This is a genomic window from Citrobacter sp. Cpo074 (assembly GCF_030332745.1).
Taxonomy (GTDB): Bacteria; Pseudomonadota; Gammaproteobacteria; order Enterobacterales; family Enterobacteriaceae; genus Citrobacter; species Citrobacter portucalensis.
This window is the reverse complement of sequence record NZ_JAOWHG010000033.1, coordinates 75,953-95,762: the sequence shown is the minus strand read 5'-3', so window position 1 is coordinate 95,762 and position 19,810 is coordinate 75,953. Positions and strand designations below refer to the sequence as shown.

The window sequence follows — 19,810 nt, the reverse complement described above, 5'->3', positions numbered from 1 at the left end:
ACCTTACGTTAATTGCCCGACTGCGCATCCTGTCATAGTCAATTGCGAAAGGATGATGTCGTGCTTATCTTATTAGGTTACCTGGTTGTTATTGGTACAGTTTTCGGCGGTTACATGATGACCGGCGGACACCTTGGGGCACTCTATCAACCGGCTGAGCTGGTGATTATCGGTGGTGCGGGTATTGGGGCATTCATCGTCGGCAATAACGGGAAAGCCATCAAAGGGACGATGAAAGCGATCCCGTTGCTTTTCCGTCGTTCGAAATACACCAAAGCGATGTATATGGATCTGCTGGCGCTCTTGTATCGCCTGATGGCCAAGTCACGTCAACAGGGCATGTTCTCGCTTGAACGCGACATCGAAAACCCAAAAGAAAGTGAAATCTTCGCCAGCTATCCGCGCATTCTTGCGGATGCCGTGATGCTTGATTTTATTGTCGATTATCTGCGACTGATCATCAGCGGCAACATGAATACGTTTGAGATTGAAGCGCTGATGGACGAAGAAATTGAGACTCATGAGAGCGAAGCCGAAGTTCCGGCGAATAGCTTGGCGATGGTTGGCGACTCGCTACCGGCATTCGGGATCGTCGCGGCCGTTATGGGTGTTGTGCATGCGCTGGCTTCTGCCGACCGCCCGGCAGCAGAGCTGGGTGCGTTGATTGCGCATGCGATGGTGGGAACATTCCTCGGTATTTTGCTGGCCTATGGATTTATTTCTCCGCTTGCCAGCGTTCTGCGCCAGAAAAGCGCTGAAACAACCAAAATGATGCAGTGCGTGAAGATAACGCTGCTCTCCAATCTGAATGGTTACGCGCCGCCGATTGCCGTTGAATTTGGTCGTAAGACACTGTACTCCAGCGAACGTCCTTCGTTTATCGAACTGGAAGAACATGTTCGTGCGGTGAGAAATCCAACTGCGCAACAGACGACCGAGGACGCATGAAAAATCAGGCCCATCCCATTATCGTTGTAAAGCGACGCAAACATAAGAATCACGGTGGTGGGGCGCATGGCTCGTGGAAAATCGCCTACGCCGATTTTATGACCGCGATGATGGCCTTCTTTCTGGTGATGTGGCTCATTTCTATTTCCAGCCCTAAAGAATTGATCCAGATTGCCGAATATTTCCGTACACCGCTGGCCACCGCAGTGACCGGGGGAAATCGTATTTCGAATAGCCAAAGCCCGATTCCAGGCGGCGGGGATGATTACACCCAGCAGCAGGGCGAGGTGAACAAGCAGCCGAATATTGATGACCTGAGAAAACGTATGGAACAGAGCCGCTTGAGCAAACTTCGCGGCGATCTCGATCAACTGATTGAATCCGATCCCAAATTGCGAGCGCTGCGTCCGCATTTAAAGATTGATTTGGTTCAGGAAGGGCTGCGGATACAGATTATCGACAGTCAGAATCGCCCGATGTTTAAGACCGGTAGCGCTGAAGTTGAGCCGTACATGCGCGATATCCTGCGCGCGATTGCTCCAGTGCTCAACGGGATCCCTAACCGGATCAGCCTTTCCGGTCACACGGATGATTACCCTTACGCGAATGGTGAGAAAGGGTACAGCAACTGGGAATTGTCTGCCGATCGCGCAAATGCATCGCGTCGCGAGCTGGTTAGCGGCGGTCTGGATGATGGAAAAGTATTACGTGTGGTAGGTATGGCCGCCACGATGCGTCTGAGCGATCGCGGTCCTGAAGACGCTATCAACCGCCGTATTAGTCTGCTGGTTCTCAATAAGCAGGCAGAAGAGGCCATTTTGCATGAAAACGCTGAAAGCCAGAATGAGCCGGTAAGTGTCTTACAACGGCCAGCGGAACTCCCGCCGGTAAGCGTTCCCACATCGCCACCAGCCAATCCGAGGTGATAGCGTGAGCATGGATATTAGCGATTTTTATCAGACATTTTTTGATGAAGCTGACGAACTGTTGGCTGATATGGAGCAACACCTGCTTGATTTGGTTCCTGAAGCCCCGGATTCCGAACAGCTGAATGCCATTTTTCGTGCAGCGCACTCGATTAAAGGCGGGGCGGGCACCTTCGGCTTTACCATTTTGCAGGAAACGACCCATCTGATGGAAAACCTGCTGGATGAAGCGCGGCGTGGCGAGATGCAGCTCAATGCCGACATTATCAACCTGTTTTTGGAAACGAAAGATATTATGCAGGAACAGCTCGACGCCTATAAAAGCTCAGTGGAGCCTGATGCCGACAGTTTTGAGTACATCTGCCAGGCGTTACGGCAGTTAGCGCTCGAAGCGAAAGGTGAAACCGCACCGGCAGTTGTTAACTCAGCAAAACTTAGCGTTGTTGACAGCGCCGCGATGCAGGAAGAGGCGGTTGCAAAGCCTGAACCCGCCAGTGAAGAGAGCAAAAAACGCATTACTCTCTCGCGTCTGAAAGCCAGCGAAGTGGATTTACTGGAAGAGGAACTGGGGAATCTGGCGACCTTAACCGATGTGGTAAAAGGAAGCGACACGTTATCAGCAACGCTTGATGGCAACCTCGCAGAAGATGACATCATCGCGGTGCTTTGCTTTGTGATTGAAGCTGACCAAATTGAATTCGAAACCGTCAGCGCAGCGCCTGTGGCAGTTGAAGCTGAAGAGGTGGCAGTTGTCACTGAACCGCAGCCGGTTGCTGTGGCACCTGCGGTGAAAGCTACCGCCAGTGAAGCACCACATAGCCGCGCGGAACGTGAAAAACCCGCCCGCGCCAGCGAGTCGACCAGTATCCGCGTAGCGGTTGAAAAGGTTGATCAGCTTATTAACCTGGTCGGTGAGTTGGTGATCACCCAGTCGATGCTGGCCCAGCGCTCTAACGAACTGGATCCTGTCAATCATGGCGATCTCATCACCAGTATGGGTCAGTTACAACGTAACGCCCGCGATTTGCAAGAGTCGGTGATGTCGATTCGTATGATGCCAATGGAGTACGTGTTCAGCCGTTTCCCTCGTCTGGTGCGCGATCTGGCCGGTAAGCTGGGTAAACAGGTCGAGCTGACGCAGGTAGGTAGCTCAACCGAACTCGATAAGAGCCTGATTGAACGCATCATCGATCCGTTGACGCACCTGGTGCGTAACAGCCTCGACCATGGTATCGAACTGCCGGAAAAACGCCTTGAATCCGGCAAAAGCCCAATCGGCAATCTGACGCTTTCCGCGGAGCATCAGGGCGGGAATATTTGTATTGAAGTGACCGATGATGGCGCTGGCCTGAACCGCGAACGTATCCTGGCTAAAGCTGTCTCTCAGGGCATGCCGATCCACGAAAACATGAGTGATGACGAAGTGGGTATGTTGATCTTCGCTCCAGGCTTTTCGACCGCCGAACAGGTGACGGATGTTTCCGGACGCGGCGTGGGTATGGATGTGGTGAAGCGAAATATCCAGGAGATGGGCGGCCATGTTGAGATCCAGTCTAAACAGGGACAGGGGACCACTATTCGCATTCTGCTGCCGCTGACGCTGGCGATCCTCGACGGGATGTCCGTGCGTGTGGCCGATGAGGTCTTCATTCTGCCACTGAATGCCGTTATGGAATCGCTGCAACCGCGCGAAGAAGATCTCCATCCGCTGGCCGGAGGAGAGCGCGTTCTGGAAGTGCGTGGCGAATATTTACCACTGGTTGAGTTGTGGAAAGTCTTTGAGGTTGAAGGCGCTAAAACTGAAGCGACTCAGGGCATAGTGGTCATTTTACAAAGTGCAGGGCGTCGCTATGCGCTGCTGGTGGATCAGTTAATTGGTCAACACCAGGTGGTGGTCAAAAACCTGGAAAGCAACTACCGCAAAGTGCCAGGTATTTCTGCTGCAACGATCCTCGGCGACGGCAGCGTCGCGCTGATTGTCGATGTCTCTGCATTGCAGGGGTTAAACCGCGAACAACGTGTGGCGATCACAGCCGCCTGATTGAGTGAGAAGGGAATAATATGACCGGTATGAGTAATGTAACTAAACTGGCCGGCGAACCGTCAGGTCAGGAATTCCTCGTGTTTACGCTGGGGGATGAAGAGTACGGTATCGATATCCTGAAAGTGCAGGAAATCCGTGGTTATGATCAGGTGACGCGTATCGCTAACACGCCTGCGTTTATCAAAGGCGTCACAAACCTGCGTGGTGTGATTGTGCCTATCGTCGACCTGCGCGTGAAATTTAGCCAGAGCGATGTGGATTACAACGAAAACACAGTGGTGATTGTGCTGAATCTGGGTCAGCGGGTGGTTGGAATTGTGGTAGATGGCGTCTCGGATGTGCTGTCGCTGACAACGGATCAAATCCGTCCGGCACCGGAGTTTGCGGTCACGCTGTCGACGGAATATTTGACGGGATTGGGTGCGCTGGGTGACCGGATGCTGATTCTGGTCAACATTGAGAAGCTGCTGAACAGCGAAGAAATGGCGCTGCTGGATATTGCCGCTTCCCACGTCGCATAATCGCCATAACTCATCCGGCCTACAATGATTGCTGTTGCAGGCCGGATTAGCGTAGCGCATCCGGCAGATTTCCCTCTTACGCTTCCCGCTCAACCAGCTCCGGTTCTTCTTCCAGTAAACCTTCATCCTGCGCCAGCATCGCCGTTGCAATCCCGTTACCTAATACGTTGATTGCTGAACGTCCCATATCCAGGAAGTGGTCAATTCCCATCAGTAACAGGATCCCGGCGACCGGAATGTTAAAGCTCGGGATGGTTGCAGCCAGCACTACCAGTGCTGAACGCGGCACACCGGCAATCCCTTTGGACGCCAGCATCAGCGTCAGCATCAGGACGGTGATTTCTGCGAAGGAGAGGTGAATATTATAGGCCTGCGCGATAAACATGGAGGCAAATGAACAATAGACCATGGAACCGACCAGGTTAAACGAATAACCGATAGGCAGCACGAATGACACGATGTTGGGTGAGCAGCCAAATTTAGTTAATTGCTCCAGCGTTTTCGGATAAGCAGCTTCGGAACTGCTGGTGGTGAAGGCGACCAGAACCGGGTCTTTCAGCATGCTCACCAGGCGGAATACCTCTTTTTTTAGCATCACATAACCCACAGCCAGCAGAACCAGGCAGGTCAGCAAAATCGCCACATAGTAGCCGCCGATAAACGACGCATAGTTAAGCAGGATCCCCAGACCCTGGGTGGAGATGACGGAAGAGATGGCGGCAAAAATAGCCAGCGGTGCAACGTACATCACGTAGCCGGTCACTTTGAGCATAATATGGGAAACCACATCCAGCGCCGCAACCAGCGGGGCGTTGAATTTCTCACCAAGGGATGCGCCGCCAATACCGAAGAACATTGAGAACACCACAATTTGCAGGATCTCATTGTTAGCCATCGCTTCGGCGATGCTGGTTGGAATGGTATGTGTCAGAAAACCTTTCAGGCTCATGCCGCCCACTGCCAGGCCGGTGTCGGTGGTTTCCAGCGGGATCGCCAGGTTCAGCCCGCTGCCGGGTTGCTCAAGGGAAACCACAAACAGACCGACCAGGATAGACAATATAGAAGAGCTGATAAACCAGATCATCGCTTTGCCGCCCACGCGTCCGATGGTGGACGTTTCTCCCAGGCGCATAATACCAACGGTCAGGGTGCTGAATACTAAAGGCGCGATCACCATTTTAATCAGGCGTAAAAAGATGTCGGTAAGAAGCGTAATGTTATCGGCCCAGGCGGTCACGACGCCGGGGGAGGCATAAGAGTGGATCACCGCACCCGACAGGATCCCCGCCAGCATGAAGATCACGATAAACAACGTGAGTTTGTTTGCATTTGCCACTAAAAAGCCCTCAGTAAGGATTTAACATTTATTGATCGGTTACTCATTTTTTATACTTATTAAGTGGTAACGAGGTATTCATCATATAAATTGGATTAAAGCGTAAACGGATACAACTTTTTTTAATTTTTTATCCATTTTGTTGTGGTATTTACGATGCGTATGTGTGATCTCAATCACATAAAAATGCGTATTTCGGCCATTCTGACCGTGCTCACCGATGAAAATAAATGTTATTTACATGATAATTATGGTGTTTTTATGTGAATGATTTGTGGTTGCTGCACACCCGTTTTATCTTCCCCTCGCCAGGCTTCACATCCCTTCAGGATTTCCTTTTCGCAAACGTAAAGTTATCTCAGCGAGTGCCGATAACGTTGATAACTCGTTTTCAGGAAGGTGCCTTATGTTTAACCGTATCCGCGTTGTCACAATGCTGATGATGGTGCTGGGGGTTTTCGCACTGCTACAGCTTGTTTCCGGTGGTCTGTTGTTTTCTTCATTGCAGCAGAATCAGCAAAGTTTTGTTATTTCTAACGATCTTCGACAGCAGCAAAGTGAACTCACCTCAACATGGGATCTGATGCTGCAGACACGAATCAATTTAAGCCGTTCTTCTGCGCGCATGATGATGGATGCATCTAACCAGCAAAGCAGCGCCAAAAACGATCTGCTGAAGAATGCGAAAGCATCGCTGGCGCAGGCTGAAACGCATTACGCAAAATTTAAAAACATCACACCGTTGCCGGAAATGGCAGAAGCCAGCGGCAACGTTGAGGAAAAATATCAGCAGTACCATGCGGCCCTGGCAGAACTGGTTCAGTTTCTGGAAAGCGGCAATATGGACGCCTACTTCGCGCAGCCCACGCAGGGAATGCAAAACGCGCTCGGCGAGGCGCTGGGCAAGTACGCCAGCGTTAGCGAAAAGCTTTACGTCCAGGCATTTGATCAAAGCGCGCGGGATTACCATTTCGCCCAATGGCAGCTTGGCGTGCTGGCCGTGGTGCTGGTGCTGATTCTGGTGGTGGTCTGGTATGGCATCCGTCATACCCTGCTTAATCCTCTGTCCCGTGTCATTGCCCATATCCGGGAAATCGCCAGCGGTAACCTGACCGCAACTCTCGCCGTTAGTGGCCGTAACGAAATCGGCGAGCTGGCCAGTACGGTTGATCATATGCAGCGCTCGCTGACGGAAACCGTCACTCTGGTGCGTGAAGGCTCTGATGCGATTTATTCCGGTACCAGCGAAATTGCCAGCGGAAACACTGACCTTTCATCTCGTACGGAACAGCAGGCGTCTGCACTGGAAGAGACCGCAGCCAGCATGGAACAGCTGACCGCAACCGTGAAGCAAAACGCGGACAACGCGCGTCAGGCCTCGCAACTGGCGAAAAGCGCGTCCGATACCGCGCAGCATGGCGGCAAAGTGGTTGATAGCGTGGTGAACACCATGCACGAAATCGCCGATAGCTCGAAGAAAATCGCCGACATCATCAGCGTCATCGATGGTATTGCCTTTCAGACCAATATTCTCGCACTGAACGCGGCGGTTGAAGCAGCGCGTGCCGGTGAGCAAGGCCGCGGCTTTGCCGTGGTGGCGGGTGAAGTGCGTAATCTGGCAAGCCGCAGTGCGCAGGCGGCGAAAGAGATCAAAGCATTGATTGAAGATTCCGTTTCCCGGGTTGATACCGGTTCCGTACTGGTAGAAAGCGCCGGCGAAACAATGAACGATATCGTCAATGCCGTGACGCGGGTGACCGACATTATGGGCGAGATTGCCTCGGCATCTGACGAGCAAAGCCGGGGGATTGATCAGGTTGCGCTCGCGGTCTCTGAAATGGATCGCGTTACGCAGCAGAACGCCTCTTTGGTACAGGAGTCAGCTGCCGCAGCGGCCGCTCTTGAAGAACAGGCCAGTCGCTTAACGCAGTCGGTATCGACTTTCCGTCTTGCGTCACGTCCGGCCTCGACAAAACCACGCGATACACGATTACCAACAGCCCCGAGCGCATCCTATCCGCGCCAGAGCATTGAACAAGATACGAATTGGGAAACATTTTGACTGATAGTTAAACCGCGGCCAGTGCCGCCCAATGGGAGCGTTGATGTTTAATCGTATTCGAATTTCGACCACGCTGTTTTTGATTTTGATCCTCTGCGGAGTTTTGCAGATTGGCAGTAATGGCTTGTCCTTCTGGGCATTTCGGGACGGTTTTCAGAACCTGAATCAGGTCGAACGGAGTAATCAGCAACGCGCTGCGCTGGCCCAAACCCGCGCTGTGTTATTACAGGCCAGTACGGCCCTTAATAAGGCAGGGACGCTGACCGCCCTGAGCTATCCGCCAGAGGACATCAAAACGCTGATGACCCTCGCGCGCGACAGCCTGGCGCAGTCTGAATTGATGTTTAAACGCTTTATGGCGACGTCGGATTCGACGGAACAAGGCAAGGCGCTGTTAGGCGCAACTGAGAAAAATTTCAACCAGTGGCATAGCGCTCTCGCGCATCAGGCCACCTGGCTTGAAAACAATCAGTTGTCAGATTTTCTGACCGCGCCGGTGCAGGCGGCTCAGGATGCTTTTGATGCGAATGTGAATGCGTGGCAGAGCAACATCGACAGCGTGTTACAAACGGCAGGCGATCAGAGCCAGCGAAATTACCATATGTCGGGGGTGATTTTCGCCACCATGGTGGTACTGGCGGCACTGCTCACCAGCGGTGCGCTGTTCTGGTCGCGCAAGATGATCGTTCAGCCGCTGGCGATTATTGGCAGCCATTTCGACAGTATTGCCGCGGGGAACCTGGCACGACCGGTAGCGGTTTATGGGCGCAATGAGATCTCGGCCATTTTTGCCAGCTTGCAGAAGATGCAAAAGGCGTTACGCGAAACGGTCAGTGACGTTCGTCAGGGCAGCTCAGCCATGCATAGCGGTATTTCAGAAATTGCGATGGGCAATAACGATTTATCTTCGCGAACCGAACAGCAAGCGGCCGCTCTGGCGCAAACGGCGGCCAGCATGGAGCAACTGACCGCCACCGTCGGCCAGAACGCTGATAATGCGCGCCAGGCGTCAGGAATCGCCAAAAGTGCGGCAGACACAGCGCATAAAGGTGGCGAGCAGACGTCCCGGGTCGCCAGCACCATGCATGAGATTTCTGCCAGCTCGCAGAAAATCGGCGACATCATCGGCGTGATTGACAGCATTGCCTTCCAGACCAATATCCTGGCGTTGAATGCCGCAGTAGAGGCTGCCAGGGCGGGGGAGCAAGGGCGTGGTTTTGCCGTCGTCGCTGGTGAGGTGCGCAATCTGGCAAGCCGTAGCGCACAGGCTGCGAAAGAAATTAAGGGACTGATTGAGGAATCTGTCACCCGGGTGCATCAGGGCTCGCAGCTGGTGGATATGGCGTCGCGCACTATGACGGAAATAGTCAGTTCGGTGACCCGGGTTAACGACATCATGGGCGAGATTGCCTCGGCATCCGATGAACAGCGCAGAGGCATTGAGCAGGTGGCGCAGGCCGTCAGCCAGATGGACTCCGTGACGCAGCAAAACGCCGGTCTGGTGGAAGAAGCCGCATCCGCCGCCGGACAACTTGCCACGCAGGCCGATCATCTTTCTGCTTGTGTCGCATTTTTTAAACTTGAAGAGCAAACCGTAGCAAAACAAGAGTTGGCGCAGCCTCAGGTTGCGCCCGTTGTATCCTGAATGTGATTGAGAAGGCGCTATGACATCATCTCTGCCCTCCGGGCAAACGTCATTATTGTTACAGATGACACAGCGCCTCGCGCTGTCTGACGCGCATTTTCGTCGGATATGTCAATTAATCTACCAGCGTGCGGGGATCGTACTGGCCGACCATAAGCGGGACATGGTTTATAACCGCCTGGTTCGTCGTCTGCGTACCCTGGGGCTGGATGACTTTGGTCGCTATCTCAGCATGCTGGAAGCTAACCAGAACAGTGCTGAGTGGCAGGCTTTTATTAACTCCCTGACTACCAACCTGACCGCGTTTTTTCGCGAAGGGCATCATTTTCCGGTGCTGTCAGATCACGCTCGTCGGCGCAGCGGTGAATACCGCGTCTGGAGCGCGGCGGCGTCAACCGGAGAAGAACCCTACAGCATTGCGATTACGCTTGCCGATACCTTAGGTATGGCACCGGGCCGCTGGCGCGTTTTTGCCAGCGACATTGATACCGAAGTACTGGAAAAGGCCAGAAACGGCATTTACCGCCTCGATGAGCTAAAGACGCTGTCACCTCAGCAGTTGCAGCGTTATTTCATGCGCGGCACCGGGCCGCATGAAGGACTGGTACGCGTTAGGCAGGAACTGGCAGGTCATGTTGAATTTTCCAGCGTGAACTTACTGGATAAGCAGTACAACGTGCCCGGACCGTTCGACGCCATATTTTGTCGTAACGTGATGATCTATTTCGATAAAACGACACAACAGGACATTTTGCACCGTTTTGTTCCACTTCTTAAACCTGACGGGCTGCTGTTTGCAGGTCATTCAGAAAACTTTAGCAACCTTGTGCGCGAGTTTAGCCTGCGTGGACAGACCGTGTATGCGCATGCGCCAGGTAAGGATAAAGCATGAGTAAAATCAGGGTGTTGTCGGTAGATGATTCTGCATTGATGCGTCAAATCATGACCGAAATTATTAACAGTCACAGTGATATGGAAATGGTGGCGACGGCGCCGGATCCGTTGGTCGCCCGGGATTTAATCAAAAAATACAATCCCGACGTCCTGACGCTGGACGTGGAAATGCCGCGTATGGACGGCCTCGACTTCCTGGAGAAGTTGATGCGCCTGCGTCCAATGCCTGTGGTGATGGTTTCTTCACTGACCGGTAAAGGTTCAGAGGTCACGCTGCGGGCCTTGGAACTGGGGGCGATTGATTTTGTCACCAAACCGCAACTGGGGATCCGCGAAGGGATGCTGGCATATAGCGAGATGATTGCCGAAAAGATCCGCACCGCATCGCGCGCAAAACTGGCGGCCCATAAGCCCATGGCGGCACCGACGACCTTGAAAGCAGGGCCGTTACTCAGTTCGGAAAAGCTGCTGGTGATTGGGGCATCAACCGGAGGAACAGAGGCAATTCGCCATGTACTCCAGCCATTGCCGCTTTCAAGCCCCGGTATTCTTATTACCCAGCATATGCCACCAGGGTTTACCCGTTCGTTCGCCGAACGTCTGAACAAACTGTGCCAGATAACCGTGAAAGAGGCAGAAGACGGAGAGCGCGTACTCCCGGGGCATGCGTATATCGCGCCGGGCGACAAGCATATGGAACTGGCACGCAGCGGCGCGAACTATCAAATCAAAATTCATGACGGTCCGCCGGTTAATCGGCATCGGCCCTCAGTGGATGTGCTGTTCCATTCGGTGGCGAAACATGCGGGGCGCAATGCCGTCGGGGTGATCCTGACCGGTATGGGCAACGATGGCGCAGCCGGAATGTTAGCGATGAATCAGGCGGGAGCCTGGACCATTGCGCAAAACGAAGCAAGTTGTGTGGTGTTCGGCATGCCGCGCGAGGCCATCAATATGGGTGGCGTAAGCGAAGTGGTCGATCTTAGCCAGGTGAGCCAGCAAATGCTGGTGAAAATTAGTGCCGGACAGGCAATACGTATTTGAATCAGGAGTTTATTTTTATGGCGGATAAAGAGCTTAAGTTTTTGGTTGTGGATGACTTTTCCACCATGCGTCGCATCGTGCGTAACCTGCTTAAAGAGCTGGGATTCAACAATGTTGAAGAGGCGGAAGACGGCGTGGATGCGCTGAACAAGCTGCAGGCTGGGGGATTCGGTTTTGTTATTTCTGACTGGAACATGCCGAACATGGATGGACTGGAACTGCTGAAAACCATCCGTGCCGATGGCGGGATGGCTTCTCTGCCGGTGCTGATGGTCACGGCAGAAGCGAAAAAAGAGAACATCATTGCGGCAGCACAGGCAGGTGCCAGTGGCTATGTCGTGAAACCGTTCACGGCGGCGACGCTGGAAGAAAAACTGAATAAAATCTTTGAGAAACTGGGCATGTGAGGGTGTGATGATGATGCAACCACAAATTAAACCTGCTGACGAACACTCTGCAGGGGACATCATCGCGCGCATCGGCAGTTTGACCCGAATGCTGCGCGACAGCCTGCGTGAACTGGGGCTGGATCAGGCCATTGCCGAAGCGGCAGAAGCGATTCCTGATGCCCGCGATCGTCTCGATTATGTTGTACAGATGACCGCGCAGGCGGCGGAGCGTGCGCTAAACAGCGTAGAAGCTTCGCAGCCGCATCAGGACGCGATGGAAAAAGGGGCCAAAGACCTGACTAAACGCTGGGATGAATGGTTCGAAAATCCGATCGAACTCTCCGACGCCCGTGAACTGGTCACCGATACCCGTCAGTTCCTTGGTGATGTACCTGGACATACCAGCTTTACCAATGCCCAGCTGCTGGACATCATGATGGCGCAGGATTTCCAGGATCTCACCGGACAGGTCATCAAGCGCATGATGGATGTTATCCAGGAAATTGAACGTCAGCTGCTGATGGTTCTGTTGGAAAACATTCCGGAACAGGGCGCTCGTCCAAAACGTGAAAACGAAAGCTTGCTTAACGGCCCGCAGGTTGACGCCTCGAAAGCCGGTGTAGTGGCAAGTCAGGATCAGGTTGACGACCTGCTGGATAGCCTCGGGTTCTGATGCGTATTTGCCGGATGTGAGGCGTGGGCCTCTCATCCGGCTTACGCGCAATTCTGCTTAAAGCCATAAATCCCGTCTTTTTTACCGCTTACTCTTCCCATTGCTGGATAGCTGTTCTGGCATCATTCTCGCCTATATCTCTATCCAGGGTCTGATGCGTGGCAGAAGAAAGCGACGACGACAAAACAGAAGCCCCCACACCCCACCGACTTGAAAAAGCGCGGGAAGAAGGGCAGATCCCCCGATCCAAAGAGCTAACCTCACTGCTTATTTTGCTGGTGGGTGTGTGCATTATCTGGATTGGTGGGGAGTCGCTTGCCCGCAGGCTGGCTGGCATGCTGTCGGCCGGATTACGTTTTGACCACAGTATGGTTAACGACCCGAATCTGATCCTCAGCCAAATCATCCTGCTGATTAAAGACGCGATGATTGCGCTGTTACCGTTGATTACCGGCGTCGTTCTGGTGGCTTTAATCTCCCCGGTGATGCTTGGCGGCTTGATTTTCAGCGGTAAATCCCTGCAACCCAAATTCTCTAAGCTGAATCCGCTGCCGGGCATTAAGCGCATGTTTTCCGCGCAAACCGGCGCAGAACTGCTCAAAGCAATACTAAAGTCCACGTTAGTGGGAAGCGTGGCCGGATTTTATCTCTGGCATAACTGGCCAGCGATGATGCGTCTGATGGCGGAGTCACCGATTACGGCGATGGGCAACGCCCTGGATTTAGTCGGTATGTGTGCACTACTGGTGGTACTTGGCGTTATTCCGATGGTGGGGTTCGACGTCTTTTTCCAGATCTATAGCCATGTGAAAAAGCTACGTATGTCGCGTCAGGATATCCGCGATGAATTTAAGCAAAGCGAAGGTGACCCGCACGTTAAAGGCAAAATTCGTCAAATGCAGCGCGCGGCCGCTCAGCGTCGCATGATGGCAGATGTGCCGAAAGCAGACGTTATTGTCACTAACCCTACGCACTACTCAGTGGCGTTGAAGTATGACGAGAACAAAATGAGTGCGCCGAAAGTTGTTGCGAAAGGGGCCGGGCTGGTTGCGTTGCGCATTCGTGAAATTGGCGCAGAGCACCGTGTCCCGACATTAGAAGCGCCGCCACTGGCGCGTGCACTCTATCGCCATGCTGAGATTGGTCAGCAAATACCGGGGCAATTATACGCCGCCGTTGCTGAAGTACTGGCATGGGTATGGCAGCTAAAACGCTGGCGTCTGGCTGGCGGCAAGCGTCCACCACAACCTGAAAACCTTCCGGTGCCAGAAGCACTGGATTTTATGAACGAGAAGAATACTGATGGCTAATCTGGTCGCGATGCTGCGTCTGCCCAGCAACCTGAAATCCACGCAATGGCAAATCCTTGCCGGACCGATCCTCATCCTGCTGATTCTGTCGATGATGGTGCTGCCGCTGCCGGCTTTCGTCCTCGATTTGCTGTTCACATTTAACATTGCGCTGTCGATCATGGTGCTGCTGGTGGCGATGTTCACCCAGCGTACACTGGAGTTTGCCGCATTCCCGACGATTTTGCTGTTTACCACATTATTACGTCTGGCGCTGAACGTCGCGTCTACCCGTATCATTTTGATGGAAGGACACACTGGCGCGGCGGCGGCGGGGAAGGTGGTTGAAGCCTTCGGCCACTTCCTGGTGGGCGGTAACTTTGCGATCGGCATCGTGGTCTTCGTGATTCTCGTCATCATTAACTTTATGGTAATCACCAAAGGTGCGGGGCGTATCGCCGAGGTTGGCGCGCGCTTCGTGCTGGATGGTATGCCCGGCAAGCAGATGGCGATTGATGCGGATTTGAATGCCGGTCTGATTGGCGAAGATGAAGCTAAAAAACGACGCTCGGAAGTGACCCAGGAAGCGGATTTTTACGGCTCAATGGACGGTGCGAGTAAATTCGTCCGTGGAGATGCCATCGCCGGTATTTTGATCATGGTGATCAACGTGGTCGGAGGTCTGTTAGTCGGGGTGTTGCAGCATGGTATGAGCATGGGCAGCGCTGCGGAAAGTTATACCCTGTTGACCATCGGTGACGGGCTGGTGGCACAAATTCCTGCGCTGGTTATCTCTACCGCGGCGGGTGTTATCGTGACCCGCGTGAGTACCGACCAGGACGTAGGCGAACAGATGGTGACCCAACTGTTCAGTAACCCCAGCGTCATGTTGCTCAGTGCGGCGGTACTTGGGCTTTTGGGTCTGGTTCCGGGCATGCCTAACCTGGTGTTTCTGATGTTTACTGCCGCATTGTTGGCTCTGGCATGGTGGATGCGCGGTCGTGAGCAAAAAGCGCCAGATGAACCGCAGCCGGTGAAAATGCCGGAAAACAACTCCGTGGTGGAAGCCACATGGAACGACGTGCAGCTGGAAGATTCGCTGGGCATGGAGGTTGGTTACCGCCTGATCCCAATGGTGGATTTTCAGCAGGATGGCGAGTTACTGGGGCGAATTCGCAGTATTCGTAAGAAATTTGCCCAGGATATGGGCTTCCTGCCGCCGGTGGTACACATTCGAGACAATATGGATCTGCAGCCAGCCCGCTATCGAATTTTGATGAAAGGGGTAGAAATTGGCAGCGGTGACGCCTATCCGGGACGCTGGCTGGCCATTAACCCGGGTACTGCCGCCGGGTCGCTGCCGGGTGAGAAAACGGTCGATCCGGCGTTCGGACTGGACGCTATCTGGATTGAAAGCGCATTGAAGGAACAGGCGCAGATTCAGGGCTTTACGGTGGTTGAAGCCAGTACAGTTGTCGCTACGCATCTAAACCACCTGATTGGGCAGTTCGCCGCTGAGCTGTTTGGCCGTCAGGAAGCGCAGCAGTTACTGGATCGAGTGTCGCAGGAGATGCCAAAGCTGACGGAAGATCTGGTGCCGGGCGTTGTGACGCTCACCACGCTGCATAAAGTGCTGCAGAACTTGCTGGATGAGAAAGTACCGATTCGCGATATGCGCACCATTCTTGAAACGCTGGCGGAACATGCGCCGTTGCAAAACGATCCGCATGAGCTTACCGCGGTCGTCCGTGTTGCGTTAGGACGTGCCATCACTCAGCAGTGGTTCCCGGGTAATGAAGAGGTTCAGGTTATCGGTCTTGATACTCCGCTCGAGCGTTTGCTGCTGCAAGCGCTGCAGGGGGGCGGCGGTCTGGAGCCTGGGCTTGCAGACCGACTGCTGGCCCAGACTCAGGAAGCGCTGTCCCGGCAGGAAATGTTGGGCGCGCCGCCGGTCTTGCTGGTTAATCACGCGTTACGTCCGTTACTGGCGCGGTTTTTACGCCGCAGCATCCCGCAGTTGGTGGTGTTATCGAATATGGAGCTTTCCGATAACCGCCATATCCGCATGACGGCGACCATTGGAGGTAAATAATGCGTAAGTTACTGTGGTTGTTGTTTTTTCCTCTGGTGGCGCAGGCCGCCGGAGAAGGGGCCTGGCAGGCAAGTGGCATGGGGATCACCTTAAATCACCGTGGCCAGTCAGCCTCGTCTGATCCTTTGGTTCCCAGCCAGCCGGTCTCAGGCTTGATGACGCTGGTGGCCTGGCGCTATGAGCTGAATGGCCCAACGCCCGCAGGTTTGCGGGTGCGTTTATGTTCTCAGTCCCGTTGTGTCGAACTGGACGGGCAAAGTGGGACCACCAACGGGTTCAATAACGTTCCGGCCATTGAACCGATGCATTTTGTCTGGGAAGTCCCTGGCGGTGGTCGCCTGATCCCCGCGTTACGCATTCAGAGCAATCAGGTGATTGTGAACTACCGTTAACACCCTCCGTCATTCAGACCAGCAGTTGAAACTGCTGGTTGTTTCAAAATTCCAGCCCCTCATTCAATTAAATAGAAACGCCGTTTTATAAAATAAGTGACGTACGTTGCCGGACTCTTTGTATTCTTGCCATTTCACGAATCCTTCTGGCAGAAATAGAAAGGTTTCACTTCCTGTTAGCTTTTACTGTGACCCTATAAGGATGCCCATTGTCAAAGCGAGGATTGCGGGGCCTCCAAAAAAGCTGCTGCGCCGTAACAGGGGCAGGTCACAGCATTGAATCCGACATTGACAGAGGTTTAGTAAATGATTGTTTACCCGGTTAAACATAGCCCGTTATTGCGCCAGCCAGAACATTTTATTGCCAGGGATGAATTAAAAACGCTGATCAAAAAGGTGACGCATAACCTGGTCAATATTCATGACGAAACCGGCGAGTTCTTGCTGCGTCTGGACGATGGACGCGTAATTGATACTAAAGGCTGGGCGGGATGGGAGTGGACACACGGCGTCGGCCTGTACGGGATGTATCAGTACTATCTGCAAACCGGCGATGAAACGATGCGCGATATCATCGATAGCTGGTTTGCCGATCGCTTTGCTGAAGGTGCAACCACTAAAAACGTGAACACCATGGCGCCATTTTTAACATTGGCATATCGCTATGAAGAGACGCGTAATCCAGCGTATCTGCCGTGGCTCGACAGCTGGGCTGAGTGGGCAATGCATGAGATGCCGCGTACCGAATTTGGTGGTATGCAACACATCACGCTGGCGGAAGAAAACCATCAACAGATGTGGGATGACACGCTGATGATGACGGTTTTACCGCTGGCGAAGATTGGCAAGCTACTCAATCGCCCGGACTACATCGAAGAGGCAACGTATCAGTTCCTGCTGCACGTGCAAAACCTGATGGATAAAGAAACGGGGCTGTGGTTCCACGGCTGGAGCTATGAAGGAAATCATAACTTTGCTAATGCCCGCTGGGCGCGTGGCAACAGTTGGTTAACTATCGTGATCCCGGACTTCCTCGAATTACTTGATTTACCGGAAAGCAATGCTGTTCACCGCTATCTGGTACAGGTCCTGAACGCGCAAATCGCGGCGCTGGCGAAATGCCAGGATGAAAGTGGGTTGTGGCATACTTTGCTGGACGACCCGCAGTCGTATCTGGAAGCATCGGCAACTGCCGGATTTGCCTATGGGATCCTCAAAGCAGTACGTAAACGCTATGTTGGGCAAGAGTATGCGCCGGTAGCCGAAAAAGCCATTCGCGGCATTGTGCAGCATATTTCACCGGAAGGTGAACTGCTGCACACCTCGTTTGGTACCGGGATGGGACACAATCTTGATTTCTACCGCAACATCCCTCGGACCTCCATGCCTTACGGACAGGCGATGGCGATGCTGTGCCTTACCGAATACTTGCGAAAGTATTTTTGATATCGGTATTCGATGGCGATACCGCTATCGGTCCTGATTGTTCAGTCGTCACTGTTTGTACTGTATTGTCCTGCGGGGCAAACAGATGATCCATGATCTGACGCATAACCGGCGCGGCGGTGACACCATCGCTGCCGCCGTTTTCCAGAATTAACGCCACCGCGACCTTCGGGTTCTTATAGGGTGCAAATGCGGTATAGAACACGTGGTCGCGCAAGCGGACAGGGATCATCTTCGCATTGTAGGTCTGATTTTCTTTCAGGCTAAAGACCTGCGAGGTGCCGCTTTTTGCCGCAATGCCGTAAGGCGCGGTGTGAAAGAACTTATAACCTGTACCATTTGGTTCATTCGCCATGCCGAACATCGCCTGACGCACCAGTCCCCAGTAGGGCGATGAGGCTGAGGCGATTTGTGACGGTACTTTTGGAGCCTGATACGGCGTGATGGTTTTGCCGCTCTCTTCATCGAGCAGCAGGTGAGGGACGATAACCTTGCCGTTGTTAATCAGTGCGACCATGGCTTTTACCATCTGGATAGGTGTGGCAATCCAGTAGCCCTGACCGATGCCAACTGAAATAGTGTCCCCCTGATACCAGGCTTTTTTGTGCACTTTTTGCTTCCATTCGCGGCTCGGGAGCAGGCCGTTATACTCCTCATCAAGATCGATGCCGGTCGGTTTACCGTAACCAAACTGGCTGAGCATGCTGTTAATCCGGTCGATCCCCATCATATACGCCACCTGATAGAAGAACGTATCGGCAGACTCTTCTATCGCTTTGGTGACATCCAGCATACCGTGGCCCGTTTTTTTCCAGTCACGGTAATGTCGCTCGGTGCCGGGTAGCGTCCAGGTAGGGGCGCCGAAGAAACTGGTCTGCGGCGTGATTACCCCGTTCAGTAATGCCGACATAGCCATATACGGTTTGACCGTTGAAGCGGGAGGGTACAATCCCTGCGTGACGCGGTTGATTAATGGCAGGTCTTTATCCTGGAGTAGCTTGTTATAGTCCTGATAGCTGATGCCTTTGACAAACGGATTAGGGTCATAGCTGGGGTTTGAGACCATCGCCAGTACGGAACCGTCGTGTGGATCTTCAACCAAAACGGCGGCACGCTGGCCAGCCAACAGGCTCTCAATGTATTGCTGTAAATGTAAATCCAGCGTCAGATGGATATCTTTTCCGGCAACGGGCGGCACATCTTTGATCAGGCGTACGATGCGTCCGTGGTTATCTACTTCCACCTCCTGATAACCGGTTTTTCCATGCAGTTCGTTTTCGTAATAGCGCTCAATACCTTGCTTACCGATGTTGTGATCGGCGGCGTAGTTCTCCGCCAGGCCCTTTTGATCCAGTGCTTTCAGGTCGTTGTCATTGATTTTTGAAACATAACCAAGGACATGCGCCAGCGCCGCGCCATAGGGATACTGGCGGTCTTCGTAACTATTGATGTTGACGCCGCTAAAATGAAACTGGTTTACCGAAAAACGGGCGATTTCGACATCGGTTAGCGCATTTTTTAGCACCACAGGACGATAGCGGCTGCTGGCTTTCAGCTCATGGCGAAACTGGTCTATGTCATCAGGTGTGAGGTCAACGATCGGCGTGAGCTGCTGGAGTAACGCATTCATATCGCTGATTTTATACGGCGTAACGGAAATATCGTACCAGGTAACGTTGCGCACCAGCGGGATGCCGTTGCGATCGTAAATCATGCCACGCGTTGGGGCGACGGGCAGCATTTTGATGTCGTTTGCATTCGACCGGGTGGTGTAATACTGGTGCTGACAGATTTGTAAGTTATACAGATTGTAAATCAGGATGCCAAAACAGATGACTACCAGGCCAAAGGCCACCAATACACGCCGCTGGAAGAGCTTTTCTTCCGCCTCAAAATCTCTGAATGTCATTGACCCGTACCCGATTAATTCGCCGCCTAATGATACGGAGGCTTAGACGGGATGACAGGCAAAAGATGTTCCATATCTCTAGGGAAATGTGTCATTCCTTGTGGGTTGTTACAAATTACAGTGAACGTAGCGCCTGATGGTGCTTTGCTGATCAGGCCTACGAGGGCGGTCATTCGGGGAAATAAAAAAGCCCGCGACAT

Annotated in this window: 16 protein-coding genes; 14 read left to right on the top strand and 2 right to left on the bottom strand. The window is 53.1% G+C overall.

Going from position 1 to position 19,810, the window contains the following annotated elements:
- The first annotated feature begins 60 nt into the window (after positions 1-60).
- Genes motA through cheW form a run of 4 tightly spaced genes read left to right on the top strand, consistent with a single transcriptional unit; the run spans position 61 to position 4,439 of the window.
- Positions 61-948: a flagellar motor stator protein MotA gene (gene motA, locus OGX83_RS14710; protein WP_003034628.1), complete on the top strand. Its 888-nt coding sequence runs from the start codon at positions 61-63 to the stop codon at positions 946-948.
- On the top strand, positions 945-1,874 hold the full coding sequence (gene motB / locus OGX83_RS14705) for a flagellar motor protein MotB (RefSeq protein WP_003034631.1): 930 nt from the start codon (positions 945-947) through the stop codon (positions 1,872-1,874). The genes motA and motB overlap by 4 nt, the downstream gene beginning before the upstream one ends.
- 4 nt (positions 1,875-1,878) lie before the next feature.
- Complete coding sequence (gene cheA, locus OGX83_RS14700) at positions 1,879-3,915, top strand: chemotaxis protein CheA (RefSeq protein WP_057068897.1); 2,037 nt, start codon at positions 1,879-1,881, stop codon at positions 3,913-3,915.
- Positions 3,916-3,935: 20 nt separating this feature from the next.
- Positions 3,936-4,439, top strand: coding sequence for a chemotaxis protein CheW (cheW, locus tag OGX83_RS14695; RefSeq protein ID WP_003034638.1), 504 nt, complete (start codon positions 3,936-3,938; stop codon positions 4,437-4,439).
- A gap of 76 nt (positions 4,440-4,515) precedes the next feature.
- On the opposite strand, the gene OGX83_RS14690 is transcribed toward cheW, so the two are convergent.
- Complete coding sequence (locus tag OGX83_RS14690; RefSeq protein ID WP_057068900.1) at positions 4,516-5,775, bottom strand: dicarboxylate/amino acid:cation symporter; 1,260 nt, start codon at positions 5,773-5,775, stop codon at positions 4,516-4,518.
- A 406-nt stretch (positions 5,776-6,181) separates the two neighbouring features.
- Here OGX83_RS14690 and tar point away from each other — a divergent pair, with 406 nt between their 5' ends.
- The 10 genes from tar (at position 6,182) to bglB (ending at position 17,701) form a co-directional block, all read left to right on the top strand.
- Positions 6,182-7,837: a methyl-accepting chemotaxis protein II gene (gene tar, locus OGX83_RS14685; protein WP_079934729.1), complete on the top strand. Its 1,656-nt coding sequence runs from the start codon at positions 6,182-6,184 to the stop codon at positions 7,835-7,837.
- Between the two features lie 43 nt (positions 7,838-7,880).
- Positions 7,881-9,482 (top strand): methyl-accepting chemotaxis protein IV, encoded by a 1,602-nt coding sequence (gene tap / locus OGX83_RS14680; protein WP_008785067.1) that lies wholly within the window; start codon positions 7,881-7,883, stop codon positions 9,480-9,482.
- 19 nt (positions 9,483-9,501) lie between these two features.
- Entirely contained in the window at positions 9,502-10,374 is an 873-nt protein-coding gene (gene cheR / locus OGX83_RS14675) for a protein-glutamate O-methyltransferase CheR (RefSeq protein ID WP_032943796.1), read from the top strand.
- On the top strand, positions 10,371-11,420 hold the full coding sequence (locus tag OGX83_RS14670; protein ID WP_003833872.1) for a protein-glutamate methylesterase/protein-glutamine glutaminase: 1,050 nt from the start codon (positions 10,371-10,373) through the stop codon (positions 11,418-11,420). Before cheR ends, OGX83_RS14670 begins: the two co-directional genes overlap by 4 nt.
- 17 nt (positions 11,421-11,437) lie before the next feature.
- Positions 11,438-11,827, top strand: a complete 390-nt coding sequence (gene cheY, locus OGX83_RS14665; protein ID WP_003034656.1) for a chemotaxis response regulator CheY — start codon at positions 11,438-11,440, stop codon at positions 11,825-11,827.
- A 10-nt stretch (positions 11,828-11,837) separates the two neighbouring features.
- Positions 11,838-12,482 (top strand): protein phosphatase CheZ, encoded by a 645-nt coding sequence (cheZ, locus tag OGX83_RS14660; protein ID WP_003034659.1) that lies wholly within the window; start codon positions 11,838-11,840, stop codon positions 12,480-12,482.
- Between the two features lie 158 nt (positions 12,483-12,640).
- On the top strand, positions 12,641-13,792 hold the full coding sequence (gene flhB, locus OGX83_RS14655; protein ID WP_003833866.1) for a flagellar biosynthesis protein FlhB: 1,152 nt from the start codon (positions 12,641-12,643) through the stop codon (positions 13,790-13,792).
- Positions 13,785-15,863, top strand: coding sequence for a flagellar biosynthesis protein FlhA (gene flhA, locus OGX83_RS14650; protein ID WP_003833865.1), 2,079 nt, complete (start codon positions 13,785-13,787; stop codon positions 15,861-15,863). Before flhB ends, flhA begins: the two co-directional genes overlap by 8 nt.
- A complete protein-coding gene (gene flhE, locus OGX83_RS14645; protein WP_003833862.1) occupies positions 15,863-16,255 on the top strand; it encodes a flagellar protein FlhE in 393 nt (130 codons plus the stop codon). Before flhA ends, flhE begins: the two co-directional genes overlap by 1 nt.
- 306 nt (positions 16,256-16,561) lie before the next feature.
- Positions 16,562-17,701 (top strand): beta-galactosidase BglB, encoded by a 1,140-nt coding sequence (gene bglB, locus OGX83_RS14640; protein WP_174771410.1) that lies wholly within the window; start codon positions 16,562-16,564, stop codon positions 17,699-17,701.
- On the opposite strand, the gene mrdA2 is transcribed toward bglB, so the two are convergent.
- Positions 17,673-19,610 carry a peptidoglycan DD-transpeptidase MrdA2 gene (gene mrdA2 / locus OGX83_RS14635; protein WP_286588389.1) on the bottom strand — a complete coding sequence of 646 codons (1,938 nt, stop codon included), beginning with the start codon at positions 19,608-19,610 and terminating at the stop codon, positions 17,673-17,675. The genes bglB and mrdA2 overlap by 29 nt on opposite strands.
- Between the last annotated feature and the right edge of the window lie 200 nt (positions 19,611-19,810).

What these genes read in the sequence shown, in the direction of transcription:
- motB (WP_003034631.1), top strand. Translation starts at nt 945, where the DNA reads ATGAAAAATCAGGCCCATCCCATTATCGTTGTAAAGCGACGCAAACAT.
- cheW (WP_003034638.1), top strand. Translation starts at nt 3,936, where the DNA reads ATGACCGGTATGAGTAATGTAACTAAACTGGCCGGCGAACCGTCAGGT.
- tar (WP_079934729.1), top strand. Translation starts at nt 6,182, where the DNA reads ATGTTTAACCGTATCCGCGTTGTCACAATGCTGATGATGGTGCTGGGG.
- tap (WP_008785067.1), top strand. Translation starts at nt 7,881, where the DNA reads ATGTTTAATCGTATTCGAATTTCGACCACGCTGTTTTTGATTTTGATC.
- cheR (WP_032943796.1), top strand. Translation starts at nt 9,502, where the DNA reads ATGACATCATCTCTGCCCTCCGGGCAAACGTCATTATTGTTACAGATG.
- OGX83_RS14670 (WP_003833872.1), top strand. Translation starts at nt 10,371, where the DNA reads ATGAGTAAAATCAGGGTGTTGTCGGTAGATGATTCTGCATTGATGCGT.
- cheY (WP_003034656.1), top strand. Translation starts at nt 11,438, where the DNA reads ATGGCGGATAAAGAGCTTAAGTTTTTGGTTGTGGATGACTTTTCCACC.
- cheZ (WP_003034659.1), top strand. Translation starts at nt 11,838, where the DNA reads ATGATGCAACCACAAATTAAACCTGCTGACGAACACTCTGCAGGGGAC.
- flhA (WP_003833865.1), top strand. Translation starts at nt 13,785, where the DNA reads ATGGCTAATCTGGTCGCGATGCTGCGTCTGCCCAGCAACCTGAAATCC.
- flhE (WP_003833862.1), top strand. Translation starts at nt 15,863, where the DNA reads ATGCGTAAGTTACTGTGGTTGTTGTTTTTTCCTCTGGTGGCGCAGGCC.
- bglB (WP_174771410.1), top strand. Translation starts at nt 16,562, where the DNA reads ATGATTGTTTACCCGGTTAAACATAGCCCGTTATTGCGCCAGCCAGAA.
- mrdA2 (WP_286588389.1), bottom strand. Translation starts at nt 19,610, where the DNA reads ATGACATTCAGAGATTTTGAGGCGGAAGAAAAGCTCTTCCAGCGGCGT.